The sequence below is a fragment of the Sphingomonas panaciterrae genome, assembly GCF_036890205.1.
In the GTDB taxonomy this organism is placed as follows: domain Bacteria; phylum Pseudomonadota; class Alphaproteobacteria; order Sphingomonadales; family Sphingomonadaceae; genus Sphingomonas; species Sphingomonas panaciterrae.
The window spans coordinates 1-16,173 of sequence record NZ_JAKNQR010000003.1 but is presented as its reverse complement, the minus strand read 5'-3'; the positions used below and the strand labels follow the sequence as shown (position 1 = coordinate 16,173).

Annotated in this window: 11 protein-coding genes; 5 read left to right on the top strand and 6 right to left on the bottom strand. The window is 65.0% G+C overall.

Annotated features, from left to right (window positions below):
- Positions 1-89: 89 nt before the first annotated feature.
- Complete coding sequence (locus tag L8F96_RS10130) at positions 90-872, top strand: EAL domain-containing protein (protein WP_465250263.1); 783 nt, start codon at positions 90-92, stop codon at positions 870-872.
- 98 nt (positions 873-970) lie between these two features.
- Here the strand turns inward: L8F96_RS10130 and L8F96_RS10125 are convergent, their stop codons facing one another.
- Positions 971-2,443 (bottom strand): PAS domain S-box protein, encoded by a 1,473-nt coding sequence (locus L8F96_RS10125; protein ID WP_334655928.1) that lies wholly within the window; start codon positions 2,441-2,443, stop codon positions 971-973.
- Between the two features lie 158 nt (positions 2,444-2,601).
- Here L8F96_RS10125 and L8F96_RS10120 point away from each other — a divergent pair, with 158 nt between their 5' ends.
- Together L8F96_RS10120 and L8F96_RS10115 are read left to right on the top strand one after the other, a co-directional pair.
- Positions 2,602-2,871, top strand: a complete 270-nt coding sequence (locus L8F96_RS10120; RefSeq protein ID WP_334655927.1) for a GlsB/YeaQ/YmgE family stress response membrane protein — start codon at positions 2,602-2,604, stop codon at positions 2,869-2,871.
- A gap of 17 nt (positions 2,872-2,888) precedes the next feature.
- Positions 2,889-3,419 carry a hypothetical protein gene (locus tag L8F96_RS10115; protein ID WP_334655926.1) on the top strand — a complete coding sequence of 177 codons (531 nt, stop codon included), beginning with the start codon at positions 2,889-2,891 and terminating at the stop codon, positions 3,417-3,419.
- A gap of 371 nt (positions 3,420-3,790) precedes the next feature.
- Here L8F96_RS10115 and L8F96_RS10110 read toward each other — a convergent pair whose 3' ends face one another.
- The 5 genes from L8F96_RS10110 to L8F96_RS10090 all read right to left on the bottom strand — a co-directional run bounded on the left by L8F96_RS10110 (position 3,791) and on the right by L8F96_RS10090 (position 11,105).
- Entirely contained in the window at positions 3,791-5,410 is a 1,620-nt protein-coding gene (locus L8F96_RS10110; protein ID WP_334655925.1) for an alkaline phosphatase D family protein, read from the bottom strand.
- A 19-nt stretch (positions 5,411-5,429) separates the two neighbouring features.
- Positions 5,430-6,617: an ElyC/SanA/YdcF family protein gene (locus L8F96_RS10105; protein ID WP_334655924.1), complete on the bottom strand. Its 1,188-nt coding sequence runs from the start codon at positions 6,615-6,617 to the stop codon at positions 5,430-5,432.
- Between the two features lie 8 nt (positions 6,618-6,625).
- Positions 6,626-9,520, bottom strand: a complete 2,895-nt coding sequence (locus tag L8F96_RS10100; protein WP_334655923.1) for a TonB-dependent receptor — start codon at positions 9,518-9,520, stop codon at positions 6,626-6,628.
- A 72-nt stretch (positions 9,521-9,592) separates the two neighbouring features.
- Complete coding sequence (locus L8F96_RS10095; RefSeq protein ID WP_334655922.1) at positions 9,593-10,546, bottom strand: FecR family protein; 954 nt, start codon at positions 10,544-10,546, stop codon at positions 9,593-9,595.
- Positions 10,530-11,105, bottom strand: coding sequence for an RNA polymerase sigma factor (locus L8F96_RS10090; protein WP_334655921.1), 576 nt, complete (start codon positions 11,103-11,105; stop codon positions 10,530-10,532). Before L8F96_RS10090 ends, L8F96_RS10095 begins: the two co-directional genes overlap by 17 nt.
- Before the next feature lie 796 nt (positions 11,106-11,901).
- On the opposite strand from L8F96_RS10090, the gene L8F96_RS10085 reads away from it, so the two are divergent.
- A complete protein-coding gene (locus L8F96_RS10085; RefSeq protein WP_334655920.1) occupies positions 11,902-14,706 on the top strand; it encodes a TonB-dependent receptor domain-containing protein in 2,805 nt (934 codons plus the stop codon).
- 68 nt (positions 14,707-14,774) lie between these two features.
- The gene (locus L8F96_RS10080; RefSeq protein ID WP_334655919.1) at positions 14,775-16,148 is read left to right on the top strand and encodes a serine hydrolase domain-containing protein; all 1,374 of its coding nucleotides are present in this window, start codon (positions 14,775-14,777) and stop codon (positions 16,146-16,148) included.
- The last annotated feature ends 25 nt before the right edge of the window (positions 16,149-16,173 follow it).

Here is a 16,173-nt window from a genome sequence, read left to right as displayed (position 1 = left end):
GCGAACCTAACCAACCAGACAGCGGCGGAAGTGCCCGGTCCAGCCGGAGGCGTGGTCCATCTCTTTTATTCACAACGTTTTAGCAGCACATGGCTCATCAGCTCGCCATGAAAATGGAACGTCTTTGCAGCGGATGTCGCGATGGCGCGGACTTCGAAGTCCCATCTACAATGGCCTTTCAGCCGATCGTGGACATCGAAGCTCGACAGGTCTTCGCCTATGAGGCGCTGGTTCGTGGCGTCGACGGCGCTGGCGCGCATCAGGTCCTCTCCAGCGCCACCGAAACCAATCGCTATTCGTTCGACCAGGCGTGTCGGATCAAGGCGATCGAGATGGCCATTGCAGCAGGGTTGATGCAGAGCAATGCAAGGCTCTCGATCAACTTCCTGCCGAACGCAGTTTATTCGCCGCTCGCCTGTATCCAGCTGACGCTCGCCACCGCGCGTAACGTGGGCCTGCCTGTCGACAGGCTGATCTTCGAATTCACCGAGAACGAGCAGATGGGCTCACCCGAGCACGTTTCGTCGATCATCGACACCTACAAGCAGATCGGTTTTACCGTCGCAATTGATGATTTTGGCGCGGGACACTCGGGTCTGGACATGTTCGCGAAGTTCTGTCCCGACGAGATCAAGCTCGACATGGAACTGGTGCGAGGAATTGACACTGATCGTCGCCGTCAGGCGATCGTGCGGGCTGTCGTCCGTATGTGCGAAGACCTCGACACGCTGGTCATCGCCGAAGGGATCGAGAACGCGCAGGAGGCGTCTGCACTGCGCGATCTGGGCGTGCGCTATCATCAGGGTTACTGGTATGCGCGGCCTCAGCTCGAGGTGCTGCCGGCAATCAGTCCCGAGTGCTTCGCCGTCTGACCGCGGAAACAGTGCATGCGGTCGGCCAGCGCCTCAGCGTTTTGACCACCACCGATCATTTACCCGTTCGCGTTAGTGTCCCAGCCCCGACCGTTCGTTCATATGGCCTCACCTTTCCCGATGCCTCGCTCGCGCCCCCATATCACTGCACCGCTGCGGCGATTGACACCGATTTTTGCGTAAAGACGCGCGACATGGTTGCGCACCGTGTTGCGCGAGAGCGCCAGCCGTTCGGCGATGGCGCCGTCGTCGAGATCGTCGCAGACAAGTTCGAGGATCTCGCGCTCGCGCGGGCTCAGCGTTGCTGCCGGAGCGCGCGCTTCCGGGTGGCGCAGGGTAGCCAGTTTGTCCAGGATCGAATGGCTGAGCCAGCTGGTGTCCTTCATCACCTCCTCGATCGCGGCAGCCAGTTCGCGCTCGCTCTGCTTTCGCTCGGTGACATCGTGGAACACCCAGAGCACGCTCGGCGCTCCGTCAACGCTGATCGTCTCCGCCGACATGAGTGTGTCCAGCGCTGCGCCACCTGCGGATCGAAGCGCGGCGTTTCCATCCCGAACGCTACCGTGCTCCACCAATTCACATTCGAGCGCTACGCGTTGTTCGGCCTGCGTCCATAGCTGCAGGTCGTCGGCCGTCCGCCCGATCGCGGCAGTACCGGTATGCCCGGTCAGCTCGCGAAAGGCTGCATTGACGCTCGCAATCCGATGGTCGACGTCGCGCGTCACCATCATGGCCACCGGCGCCATCTCGAACATCGCCTGCAGGTGATGCTCACTTGCGGCGAGCGCGCGCTCTGCCTCACGCCGGGGTTCGAGGTCGGCGAAGGTCAGCAGCAGTGCGTCCTCTTCGGTTACGTCGATCGGTTGCCCGGCGAACAGCACCAGCCGGCGGGCTCCGTCGGCAATGCGCAGTTCGGCCTCAGCTTGCGGGACGACTTCGCCGTCCTCGATTTGTCGCCGCACAGTGACAGGGTCGGATAGGCCGCTGAGGAGGTCGAGCCCGAACAGCGTCTTGCCGACGAGCTGCTCAGGTGCGAACCCGGTCAGCGTTTCGAACCCGGGATTGACCTGCGCGATCCGGCGGTCGCTTAGCCGAACAACGATCGCCGGCGCCGGATTTGCGTTGAACATCGCCGCGAACCGCGCCTCGGCATCGAACTGGTCGGACAGGTCGTCGATCACGAGCGCCAGGTAATCGGCATCACCGCCATCAACATCCATCACCACGTCACGCACCTGGTGCACCCAGCGGACCTGATCGTCGCCGGCTGACGCGACCTCAACGATCAGGTCGGGGAAACTCTCCCCCGCGAGCAGGCGAAATAGTGGGTATTCGCGCTGCTTCATCGGGCGATTGTCGCGCGTGCGTAGCGAGAAGCGCTGTGCATAGCCTTCCGCCGTGCCCCCCAGATCCTCGAGGGCTCTCACGCCGTGCATGCGCAGCGCTGCTTCGTTCGCGCTAAGGATTACGCCGGTTGTGTCGATCAGGATTACCCCGTCGAGCAACTGCGCCATCAATTGCTCCAGATGGCGCAGCGTTGGCTGATCGTCGTGGGTCGAGGCATCTGGCATGCCGCACAAGCGCGCAGCAACAACGGCTGTTCCGCAGATGGGTACCAGGCGACCTGGTACTTGTGCACCAACCACAAATCGATCGCATCAGCGCCGATCTGAACATTCGCATACCGCCGACGGTTCAATCGTCAGGTAATCAAGCGAAGGAAAATACCATGGGCCTTATCGTCCTTCTTATCGTTGGCGGGCTGATCGGCTGGGTCGCCAGCATGATCATGCGCACCGATGGCCAGCAGGGCATCCTGTTGAACGTCGTCGTGGGCATCGTCGGCGCGTTGTTGGCCGGGTTCATCGTGACCCCGCTGATCGGCGGCGCTCCGATCACCAGCGGCGTAATCTCGATCCAGTCCGTGCTGGTGTCGCTGCTCGGCGCGGTTGTGCTGCTCGCAACCATCAACCTGTTTCGTCGCGGCTCGCTGCGCTGATCTTCGGAGAATAACCCATGACTACCAATCTGGCTTCGGCCGTTTTCGACACCCCCGCAGAGGCGAACCGCGCCGTGGCAGACCTGCGGCAGGCCGGTGTTTCCGATCGCGCCCTGTCGATCGTGACCGCCAACGACGGCGTGACCAGCACCGAAGACGGCGGCGGTGAGGTTACCGACGACGGTCACGGCAGCATCATGCGTGGCATTCTGAGTGGCGGGGCGCTCGGTGCCGGCCTCGGCGTCGCAGCGCTCGCAATCCCAGGCGTAGGACCGCTCGTCGCCGCTGGCGCAATAGCCGCATCGGCGGTGCCTGGCGCAGTGGCAATTGGCGCCGCGGCTGGCGCTGCGGCGGGAACCCTTAACGAGACGCTGACAAAGCACGGCATCGATGAACAGGATGCCAGCTACTACAGCGATCATCTCGGCCGCGGGAGCGTCCTCGTCTCCGTCGAAGCGGATGCTGCGTCGGTCCCATCTGAGACAGCGGCTGACATCCTGTATCGCAATGGCGGCCATAGCTCGCGGCGGTCGCGTCTGACGGCCTGACCATTTCGGCTACGTGACGTAGCGACACATGGCAGTCGGACCGGATCGGCGACGTCGTCGGTCCGGTCTGTCCTGTTCAAGCCAACTCAGCAAGACAATACCGGACCTTCGTTCGTCGCTGCCTCGGCGGCAGCTACGCGCCCCAGTTCCAGCCGTTCAGGTGGGGCCTGCGCGTACCGAAGAGCTGCCGTTCATATTCTTGCTGGAGCGGCGGCTCGAATAACCGCCTCTGGGGACTTAGCAGTCCGACCGCTATCAGATGATGAAGGCCGATAGCTGCCTTGAGGCGCGCCTACTTGCTATGGAGCGGATTAGCGATCCACGCTTGCAATACAGCCGCCAAGGACGGTCATTCTGAACCAGCGGAAGAATCATGCGGCCTGCAAGCCGATCTTACCGTGATCCGTTACGAAGACGGCATGGTTGCGGAGCCTGCCAACGCGGTCGGTAACGCTGCTCAGTACCTTCAGTTCGCCGCGCCAGCGCTCGCGATCGACGTCGCACAGCAGATAACCACGGCGATCGCTCATCGCCTTTAGAAAATGGTTGTTGCCAAAGCGGATCGAGCGGGCGAGCGCGTCCTCGGCATCGGTACCGTCACCGCCGGACGTTACCGAGGTCGCGAGATATTCACTGGCGACCGGGTTGTCGCTGTCGTCGGGGATCAAGTCACCGGCGTAATGGCGGTGCGCGTCGCCACTGATCGTGATGACGTTGGTGAGCTTGCTCTCCCGAATGTGGTGCAGGAGGCGCTGGCGCGGCGCGCGATAGCCGGACCAGACGTCCATCGGATAGGCGAGATCAGCGGTGCCCGGCGCCTCGCGGCGACCGATCGCCATCAACATCACCTGCTGCGCGATCAGATTCCAGCGTGCATCGCTGCGCACCAGCCCGTCGAACAACCATTTCTCCTGCTCGGCACCCAGCATGGTACGATTTTCCGCGAACACCTCCGGCACCGGCACGCCATCCCGATCGCCGCCGACCTGATCGCTGCGATATTGCCGCGTGTCGAGGACATGCGCGTCGATCAGGTCGCCGAAACGCGCGTGGCGGTACATCTGCATATGGCCGTTCAGCGGCAAGGACCGGCGGCGCAGCGGCATATGTTCGTAATAGGCCTGCATCGCGGCGGCGCGGCGCAGGCGGAAGATCTCGGGCGGCGTGCCGTCCTGGTCGATGTCGGCCGCCCAATTATTATCGATCTCGTGATCGTCGAAGCTGACCAGCCAAGGCGCGGCGGCATGCGCGGCCTGAAGATCGGGATCGGTCTTGTAGAGCGCGTAGCGGCGGCGATAATCGTCGAGCGAGTAGATTTCCTGCCCGATATGGCGGCGGATCGGATTGATCGCGCGGCCGTTCAGCAGGCGCGTGGCATCGCCATTGTCGCGGCCTTCGTAGATATAGTCGCCATAATGGAAGACGAAATCGAGCGGCGTTTCGGCGATGCGGCGCCAGGCGGTGTAATGGCCTTCCTCATAATGCTGGCACCCGGCAACGGCGAAACGCGCCCGCGCCGTGCGCGCGCCGGGCAGCGGGAAGGTGCGGCTGCGGCCGGTGAAGCTGCGCTCCGATCCGCAGCGGAAGCGATACCAATAGGGCCGGTCCGGGGCGAGGCCCGCCACCTCGACATGGACGGCGTGGCCGAGTTCGGGGTGGGCGATCGCATCGCCCTTGGCGACGATCGTGCGGAAGCCTTCGTCGGCCGCCACTTCCCAGCCGACCAGCACCGGCACTATCGGCATGCCGCCGCCCGGCGCCAGCGGCTCGGGCGCGAGGCGGGTCCACAGCACGAAGCCATCTGCGGACGGATCGCCCGACGCGACGCCGAGCTGGAAGGGCGTGGTGAGGAAGACCGGATTCTCGCGCAGGTTGCGCGGGCGGACCTTGTCCTCGCCCAGCGCCACGGCGAGCGACGGCGGCGCGGCGATGATGCCGCCACCAGCGGCGATCAGGCCGGTGAGCAGGCGGCGGCGGTCGATCGGGGACATGTGGCGGTTCCTTGGCAGGTCAGGGGTCGAGCGGATCGAGCGGGTCGATGCGCGCGGAAACGGGGGACGGACGGAAGGCGAGCTCGGTTGGTGAGAGGCGCCGGGTGACCGTGCCGGGCTGGTAGCCGAGCTCGCGCTGGTTGCGCTCGGCAAAGCTCGGCTTCTCGATGTTGCGGCTCTGATCGGGTTTGCAGACGATCCGCGCCTCGCGGGTGAGCGGGGCGCCGAGCGCAATGAGGCGGCGCGTGGCGTTGCGCAAATTGGTGGTGGTGTGGCGGGCGTAAGGCTCGATCACGATCGCATCGGCGGGGATGCCGTAGCGGCCAATCAGCGCGCGGCGCATCTCCACCGCCTCGGCATGCGGCGTGGCACGCGGATGGGCGCGGCCGCCGCTGACGATGATGAAGGGTGCGGCGCCCTCGGCGAAGCGCGCGGCGGCGAGGCGAAGGTGGTATTTGCCGCCCGCGCTGAGCGTGGTGTCGGTATATTCCCGGCCGATGCCGGGGACGATGATCGCCGTGTAAGCATAGCGCTGCCAGTCGATCGTGCGGGCACGGGCGATGGCGGGAGCGTTCTCGCCGCTGTCGAGCGGTTCGAAGCCGATCGCGTCCGTGCGATCGTGCGCGTCGAGCAGCGCGAGCGCGAGATCGATGCTGGAATCGAGCGCGTCGGCGGAGGTGGCGTGGTCTGTGTCGCTGGTCCACAGCGCGATCTGCAAACGGCGGCGCTGCTCCGCGGTGCCGAAGGCGGCGGTTGGGCCGTCGATCACCGGATAGCGCGGCGGCATGCCGAGCGCATAAACGTCGAGGATCGAATTGAGGCCGGAGAGTTCGCGCTGCACGCCGGCGGCGATGCCGTCTTCGGGCACGAGGCCGCGCTTCTTCAACAGGGGTTTGACATATTGGGCGGTGGCATTGCGCAGGGCGGTGCGTTCGTCATCCAGCCAGAGCGCGGCTTGTGCGCGGCATGGCGGGGCGCTGTCGCAGGCCTGCATGCGGCTGTTGCGACGCGCGCGTGCTGCCTTGAGCGCCGGGTCGGCGTTCAGCCGCGCGACGGTGTCCGGCGCTCCGGCGACTGCCGTCAGGATCGGGAACAGCCGCTGGCCAAGCGCCTCCGCCGCCCGATCATGGACCGGGGCAGCGGAGGCGGGCGATGCCGCCGCCGCGATCGCCGCGGCGGCGAGCAGCAGGGGAAGCAAGCGCTTCATCAAGTCCGTCAGAACTTCATGATGGCGTGGAAGAACAGCGCCGATCCGTAATCGTTCTTCTGGCGCACCCAATCGTCATTCTCGCCGGCGCGGAACTGCGGCTGGTTGTCGAACAGATTGTTCCATTCGTACTTGAACACGACATTGTCGGTGACATCGTGCCACGCGGCGAGGTTCACCGTGGTGAGCGAGTCTGCGCTCTGGTCCTGCCACGGGTTGGCGCCGATCCCGCTGAGGAAGCGATCGCGATAATTGGCGTTGATGCGAATGCCGCCGTTCACCGCCGGGATGCGGTACGTCGCGGAAACGTTGCCGATCCACTTGGGCTGCGATTCCAAACGGTCGAGTTCCCGCGCCCCGGTATCAGTGACGTAGTTCATCTTGCCCCACAGGCGGGACAGATTGAACGAGAGATCGACCATGTGATCGGCGACCGGCACCGGCAGCGAACGATGCACCCAGGCGAATTCCACGCCCTGGATCTGCGAACTCGCGGCGTTGAGCGGCTGGCGGATGGTGTAGAGATTGCCGTCGATCACCTCTTCCTGCCGCAGGGTGAAGATGTCGTCGCTGATCTTCTTGTGGAAATAGCCGAGCAGCAACATGCCGTTCACGCCGGAATAATAATGCTCCACCGTCGCATCGAGATTGCGCGAGCGGCGCGGCTTCAGGTTTGGGTTGCCGCGGGTGATGGTGCATTCCAAGCTGCCCTCGCCACTGTCGCCGCAGGTGGTGCTTTCGGCGGCGGCGATGCTGTTGGGCGTCGGACGGCCGAGCGTCTGCGAATAGGACAGGCGGATGTTGGTATTGTCCAGCCGGTGAACGATGTTCAGCGAGGGCAGGAAGTAACCGTAATCGCCCTCGTTGCGCGTGAACTCGCCCGTTGCGCTGCCGCTCGTGATGATCGGCGTGGTGCCGGTGAAGGAGACGTTCTCATAGCGCACGCCGCCGACGATCGTGGTGTTCGGCAGGTTATAGTGCAGCGACAGATAGCCGGTGAACAGATCCTCCTGATAGCGATAGTCGGACGTCAGGCTGTTGTGCCGGCTGGCGGAATCGTTGACCGGGAAGCTGTTCCAGCGTTCGTCATAGTAACGGTTAAAGTCGAGCCATGCATAGGAATGCGGGCTGTGCGGCGGGCGATAGCCGGAGTCGTAGATATAATCGTTGATCGTGCCCGAGACGCGGCGATCGACGCGATCAATGTTCTTGCGCATGTCGAGCCGGCGGAACTCCCAGCCGGTGACATAGCCGAGTCCGCGCGATCCACGATCGACGTTGTTGAGCACGTCCATGCGCGTGTTGAACACCCGCTGGCGCGCATTGCTGTACACGTCGCGCTGCGCGTTCATGCGGTAGGGCGTATTGAGCAGCACGGAAGGATCCTCGATCCCGCGCAGCGTCGGGATCTCGCCTTCCGGCGCGTCATAGGTGAGGTAATAGCCGGTCGGGTTGGTCAGGATGCTGACGTACGGCTCCCAATCCTTGAACGTCTCCTCGGTCAGGCCGGTGCGCGCAGTGACGCGCGTGTCGCCCACTTCGAACGCGGCGTTGGTCAGGATGCCGCGGTTCTCGCGGCGGTACTGGTTGTGACGGTAGTTCTCGACGAGCTGGCTGATGCGCATCCGGCCGCTGGTCGGCGTCTGATCCTCGACGAAATTGGCGGTGTCGACATAGTTGATGTTGGTCGACTGGTCCTGCTTGCGGACGTAATCATAGCCGATCACGCTCGCCTGGACGCTGTCGTCGGCGGCGCGATATTCCAACTTCGCCGACCCGCCATAAGTGTCCGACACGTCGGCATAGGTGCCATAACCGAAATTGCCGGGCAGTGCGCCGCCGTTCCAGCCGAGCTCGGCATCCGGGCGTGCAATCGGCTGATTGGCGTCGGTGAAGAAGCGTTTGGTATTCTGCCAGTTCTGCGAGAAGTTGCGCGGCGTGCTTTCATAGCGGCCCGAGACGATCAAGCCGAATTCCTGATTGGCACCGAAGCGGGTGGCGTAATTGCCCTTCACACCATAGCCCCAGTGCTTGCGCGGCTCGCCATAGGAATTACTGCCGCCCTCGCCCTCCATGGTGCGATAAAGGCCATAGACGTCGAGGAAGAGATCCTGCTTGCGCTTGTCGAAGGCGCTGCGGGTGACGATGTTGATCGCGCCGCCGATCGCGCCGCCGTCCTGCTCAGCGGTGAAGGTCTTGAACAGGTCGACGCGGCCCGACAGGTCGCTGGGCAGCAGCTGGAGGTTGACCCGCCGGGTGCCCGCGCCGCTTTCGCCCACCGTCGCCAGCGTCAGGCCGTCGATGGTGGTGTGGTTGAGATCGGGCGAGATGCCGCGCACGGTGACGTAGCGGGGATATTCGCCGTCCTCGACGGTGCTGATGCCGGGCAGCTGGGTGAGCAGGCCGGCGATCGAGCCGTCCGCCGTCAGCGTCTCGACATCGTCATAGACGACCGATTCCACGATGGTGGTGGAATTGCCCTTCGATCGGAACGGCGAGGTGATGCCGATGACGAGGATTTCCTCTGATCCGACGTTGCGCGCGTCCTGCTGGTCATCGTCCTCCGCCGTCGCCGGTTCCTCGACGGCGAGCGTCACCACGTCGCCGTTCCAGGTGGCGATGCGCAGCCCGGTGCCGTTCAGCATCCGCTCCAGCCCGCTGCGCGCCTTGTGGCTGCCCTTCACCGCACGGGTGCGCACGCCCTGCGCGGCATTGGCGGACATCAGGATCTGGATGCCGGCCTGGCGCGCGAACTGCGGCACCGACGCCAGCGCCGGGCCGGCGGGCACGGCGAAATCGCGCACCATCGTCGCGGCCTGCGCGACGCTGGCACCGGCGCTCGCGAAAGCGGTTCCGGCAAGCAGCGCTGCTGCCAGCCGGGTAGCAAAATCTGACGTGAACATCTCAGCCCCCAAAAGGTGTCGGACCTCTTGATGAGCGAGAAGAGCTTTTCCGTCAGGAGATTGAGAAAGTTTTCAGTTACGGGTTTCTGACGTTGTTATGACGAGATTGTTACCGTCATGGCGCACCGATCCGTTGACGATGCCCGATGCTGCCAGCGCGAACTGCTCGGGCTGGTTGATCTTGAAATAGCCCAGCATCGGCGTGTCGGTCGCACCCGGCGCCTCGACGCGGATCTTGCGCAGATTGTAGCGGTTGAACTCCGCCGCGGCCTGGCCCAGCGTCATGCCGTCGAGCACGATATCGCCGTCGCGCCACGCGAGGGCACTTTCGTGGGCCGGGATGAGCCGGGGGAGGCGGTTCACGGGCGAGGCGAAAGCCATTTTGGCCGATTGGCCGGCGCGCGCAGGCGTACGGCGACTAGGTGTGGCGCTGTTCCACATTTCCACCGCGCCCTCTGTCACGGTGACGGTGACCGCATCGGCATCGCGGCGCACGGCAAAGGCGGTGCCGGTGGCGCGCACGCGGATCGGGCCGGCACTGACCACGAAGGGGCGGCTCTTGTCCTTGGCGACCTGGAACCAGGCCTCGCCGGTGTCGAGCGCGACCAACCGCTCGCTGCGGTCGATCGCCGTGTCGATGCGCGTATCGGTGTTGATGATCGCGTGCGATCCGTCCTCCAGCGCGACACGACGAATCTCACCGGTCTCGGTGGCGAAGCGCGCGTGATCGGGTTGCTGCCACGCGACCGTCACCGCCACCCCGGCGAGCGCGGCAGCGGCGGGCAGTGCGGCGAGCGCCCAGCGATGGCGGCGGCGCGGCGGCGCGGCGGCGGGCGCGGGCGCATCGACCAGAGTCGCGCCCGGCGCGTCATAGACCAGGCAGAGCATCGCCTGCGCGCGCAGCAACGCGCCCTTGTTCAGCGGGTCGGCGGCCAGCCACGCGTCGAGACCCGCGCGCGCCGGCGCGTCTAACGCCGCCGCGTCGAGCCGTGCCGCCCAATCCGCGGCCTCATCGGTTCGGGACATGCGTCCTCCGTACCGGCGGCTCCGCTTCCGGCGCGTGCGACACGCCGCGCTCGGCCAGCGCCTTCAGCAGCATCCTCAATCCCCGGGCGACATTGTTTTCTATCACATTCTCGCTCACACCGAGCCGCGCCGCTGCCTCGCGCTGCGACAACCCTTCGATCCGCCGCAGGTGAAGCACCTCGCGATAGGCTGGCGGCAGCGTGTCGAGCAGATCGAGCACATGCTGCAGCTCCAGCCTATCGCCGGCGATCGTTTCCGGCGACGGACTATCATCCATGATGGACGAGGCGTCCAAATCCGTCATCGCGCGGAACTGAACAATGCGCGATCGGCGCAAGCGTTCGATCAGGATCGATTTGGCGGCGGTGAAGAAATAGCGCCGACCGCTCTGGATATGGCCGACATAATCGAGTTCGGCGAGGCGGCAGTAGGCGTGCTGGATGATGTCGTCTGCATCGTCCGGGTTGCCGGCGTGACGGAGCAGCCAACGGCGCACGTCGGCCTCGTGCGGCAGGATTTGGTGCGCGATCCAGCGAACGACTTCAGGCTTGCCTGACATCGTGTCCGGCCGATCCTCCATGAACGAAGGTCGCCGCTAAGAGCCTTGATGTTACATGCCGATGACATGCACCTTCGTCATCAAGCCGTCTGCGGCTGCTCCAGCCACGACCGCTTTGTCTATTCCGAATGGTTTTTGTTGCCCACCCGCATACGGGATAACGTGAGATGAACAAAGGGCGGCTACCGGGCACCCGAACGGCCGATGGGCGTGGCTACAAGTGGGTCGGCAGCCGCCGCCCGCCCGCAGCGCTCAGCGGCGGCAGCTTTCAACTATCGTCTACCCGAAAGCCGCCGGTCGGCTCCCGGCCCACTCCCAGCCGTTCAGCGCGCCGGATGCTAGGATGGCAGCTCCTGGGCCGCGAGCGGGCCGGCCACTTTGCGGCCGCGGGGACAAAAAAGCGGATACTCGGGCGCTCGCCCGCCACGTTCTCAGCGGGAAACTCTCTGGAGGACGACGAGGAGAACGGCCCGATCATCCAAGATGGGGACCTGCTGGATCCCGCCTTCTTCTCCTGATCGCGTCATCCCACCCAACCGTCCCGATGGTGCGCTCCCTGGCAGACCCAAGCTTGAGGTTATTGTCCGCTGAACTGTGTTCGCTTGTGCCGCACTTGAAAGCAGTTTCAAATCGCTACTCCAAACATGCGGGGACGCCGAAACGGCGACACTCTCGTCGATCTTTCGGCGCCCGTTCCACGAAGATGGGCGCCGGGAGGCGGAGCGGGAAACGCAGGGCCGCGGCGCGATCTTCGATGCGTGCTCCGGCAAGAGATGAGGAACAAGGGGAATAGCCAGTGACCGAACGAAACGTATCGAACGCCGCCTTCAGGCTCGCGCTGCTCGCGACCGTCGGCCTGGCTGGATTGGGCGCAGCCCCGGCCTTCGCCCAGGCCGCCGCCGCAGTCGCACCCGAAGCGGATCCGGCGCTGGAGACTGCAGCCGCCCAGACCGAGGCAAGCACGCCGGACATCGTCGTCACGGGCTCGCGGGTCGCCCGGTCAGGGTTCAGCGCGCCGACGCCGACGACCGTGCTCGGCACGCAGGAGTTCGAGCGGGTGGCGGCGCCGAACCTTGCCGACGTCATCAACCAGATGCCGGCGGTGCGGCCGTCGCTGACGCCGTCGAGCTCGACCAACAATTCGCAATATGCTGGCGGCAATTATCTCGATCTGCGCGGTCTCGGCTTCAACCGCACGCTCGTGCTGGTCGATGGCAAGCGCTTCGTTCCAGCGCAGATCCAGGGCCCGGTCGACATCAACGCCATTCCGCAAGCGCTGATCGGCAGCATCGACATCGTCACCGGCGGCGCCTCGGCCGCTTGGGGCTCCGACGCCGTCGCGGGAGTCGTCAACTTCAAGTTCGACCACAAGCTCGAAGGCTTCAAGGGGAGCGTTCAGGGCGGCATCACCGACCACAATGACCATCGCAACTATCTCGCGTCCGTCGCCTTCGGCCAGAGCTTTGCGGGCGGCCGCGGCAAGCTGCTGCTCGCCGGCGAGATGGCGGAGAACAGTGGCATCGCCCGGCAGGGCGATCGCGACTGGGGGAACCAGGGCTGGGGCATCATCGCTAACCCCGCCTACACCGCGACCAACCAGGAACCCCGCAACCTGCTCGTCGCCGACGCCCGCTCGGCGAACCTGTCGTATGGCGGCGTCATCAATTCCGGGCCCTTGGCTGGCCGTCACTTCGCTCCGGACGGCACCCTCATTCCGTTCCGCTACGGGAGCCTGCGCACTGCTACCGGCATGGTCGGCGGCGACGGAGCCTCCGGATCCAGCGACCTCGTCCTTGAGGTGCCGCTGAAGCGCCGCAGCGCCTACGGCCGCCTTTCCTTCGAGGCCACCGACTCGATCACGGCCTATGCCGAAGCCTCCTGGGCGCAGTCCAAGACCGATCATCCCGGGCTCACCCGCACGGATACCAACATCGGCATCAACATCCAAAATCCCTTCCTCCAGCAATCGGTGCGCGATGCCATGACGGCGGCCGGCATCGAAAATTTCACGATGGGTCGGTACAGCCGCGACTACGGCCGCGGCATGAACCACATCCGCGCCGAGACCACCCGCTTCGTCGGCGGCCTCGAGGGTGAGCTCGGCGGCGGCTGGAGCTGGGACGCTTATTATACCCGCGGCCAGACCAAGAACCGTCACCGCGGCTCCAACGCGCGCATCAATGCCAATTACCTCTTCGCCGTGGACGCCGTCACCGATCCGGCGACCGGCGCCGCCGTCTGCCGCAATCTCGCCGCGCGCGCAGCGGGCTGCGTGCCGATCAATCTGTTCGGGGACGGGGCGCCCTCCCCACAGGCAATCGATTATGTGACCGGCGAAACCTGGCGCGTCTGGGACCTCACGCAGGATGCGGCGGCGGTCACGCTTCGCGGCGAGCCCTTCTCGACCTGGGCTGGGCCGGTTTCGCTCGCCACGGGCGCCGAGTGGCGCCACGAGACGGCCGACGTCACGTCGGATCCGCTGTCGGCGGCGGGCTCCTTCTCGACCGGCAACACCGTGCCGTGGAAGGGCGAAGTCACCGTCAAGGAAGCGTTCGGCGAACTCGTCGTTCCTCTCGCCGCCGACCAGAGCTGGGCGGACTCGCTCGAGCTCAACGTCGCCGGCCGCCTGACCGATTACAGCACTTCGGGAACGGTCACGACCTGGAAGGTCGGCGGCACGTGGGAGGTCAACGACGACATCCGCTTTCGGGCGACGCGCTCGCGTGACATCCGGGCGCCCAGCATGGCCGAGCTCTTCTCGGGCGCAACGACCGCTCAGTTCAGCCCGTTCGACCCGGTGATCAACCAGTCGTACAGCGTCCAGACCCTCACCCGCGGCAACGCCAGCCTGCAGCCGGAGAAAGCGGACACGCTGACCGCAGGCGTTGTGCTGAGCCCTGCCTTCGTGCCGAACCTCAGGGTCTCGATCGACTATTACGACATTAAGCTCAAGGACGCGATCCTCGCGCTCTCCGCTGCGTCGATCGTCGATCGCTGCTATCGTGATCAGCCGCAGCTGTGCGGCCTGATCACCCGCGGAGCGGACGGGCGGATCGCCCAAGTCGAATCGTCGCCGCAGAACCTGCAGTCGGTCCATACGCGGGGCGTCGACGTCGAAATCGCCTACCGCATGCCGGTGGCGTCCGGCAATCTGTCGCTGCGGACGCTCGTCACGTACGTCGGCAAGATGACGCTGGATGATGGTCGCACCGTCACCGAGTTGGCCGGTTCCACCGACCAGCCCACGATCGCCAGCCTCGGCGGCACGCCGCACTGGCGCGCCAACGCCAATGCGACTTACGAAGCTGGGCCGACGACGCTCAGCCTCACGGGTCGCTATGTCGGCGGCGGCAACATCAACAACGCCTTCACCTACAAGGACCTGAACGTGCTCGAGCACTCGGGCCGCCTCTATGTCGATCTGTCGGCGCAATATGCGATCATCGACGACGGTGACCGGAAAGTCTCCCTTTTCGCGGGTGTCTCCAATCTGTTCGACAATGATCCGCCGATCACCGGAACGGGTGGCTTTGCGACTGTACGTTCGCTCTACGACGTAGTCGGCCGCACCTACACTGCGGGTGTTCGCTTCCGCTACTAAGCCTCGGGGCTGTGGCACCCGACGGCGCCACAGCCACACCTTATAAAAAAGTCGTTCGGAGTGCAGTGATGCCCAAGGTCAAGATCATTTCCCTTCTCCTCGCAACGCTCGTTGCGACTCCCGCCCAGGCGATCGACGTGGCCAAGGTAAGGGAAATCATATCCGACCCGAAGGGCCTCGCTGCGCCCGGATGCGCCGCCGGCGCTTTTCGCGGAGGGAAGACTCTCTTCGTCACTGCGGCCGGCTCCGGCGACATCGAGAAGGGCAAGCCGCTCGATGGCGACACTCTTTTCTATGCAGCCTCGGTTTCGAAGCAGTTCACCGCGCTCGCCGCGGCCAAGCTGATCGAGCAGAAGAAGCTCTCGCTCGATGACGATGTCCGCAAATATCTCCCCGAACTCCCGGAATATGAAGTTCCAGTCACGGTTCGGATGCTCATGCTGCACACCGCAGGCATCCGCGATTCGCTCGAACTGATCCGCCTCGCCGGAATTGACAGCGCGGCGGACACCGACAAGGCCACCGCGCTCAAGCTGCTGTTCGCGCAGAAGAGCACCAACTTCACGCCCGGAACCGCCTACACTTATTCGAACGGGGGCTATCTGCTCCTCGCCGAAATCGTCGAGCGCGTCTCCGGCATGCCGTTCGCGGATTATGCCAAGAAGGCGATCCTCCGGCCGCTCGGAATGAAGCGCAGCTTCTTCATGAACGACGCAAAGCCCAGCGGGACCAACATCGCCCATGGCTACGTCCCCGTCGGCGACGGGTTCGAGATTCGCGACACCTATCCGACCTTCAGCGGCTCCGGCGGGCTAATGGTCACCATCAACGATCTCGCCCGTTTCGACCGCGACATTGAGGTCGGCCACAAGGTCTGGACGCCCGCGGTCGCGAAGATCATGACGACGCCCGGCACCTTCACCAACGGCCAGCCGGCCCTCGAGGAGCGGACCGGGCTCGTCTATGGCGGCGGCCTGATGATCGGCAGCCGTAACGGCCAGTACTTCGTCCAGCATGGTGGTGGCGCCGAAGCGTTCAAGAACATGTACGCCCGCCTGCCGGAGCGGAAGCTGAGCGTCGCCGTCTTGTGCAACCGCGGCGACTGGGTGTCCCAGGACAAGGCCGACGCGATTGTCGAGGCGATCGAGGGCGACATCCTGACTGCGGACGACGCGTCCTCCGCCGCCAAGCCCGCGCTCGACGGCCGCTACGTCTCCGACGAGCTTCAGGCGACCTGGGACGTGCGCATCGCCGGCGACGTGCTGACGGCGGGGGTTGCGTCGCGCTTCGCCCGCGCGCCGGGCGAACCGCTGGAGCTGAAGCGCAGTGCCGACGGCACGTTCACGGCGCTCGGCACGCGGCTGATCTTCGACGAGGACGGGCAAGGATTCACGATCAGGACCGCCCGCGTCCACGCCCTCCGTTTCCGCCGCGCCGGCTGATCAACAAGCCCTCGGGAGACCGACC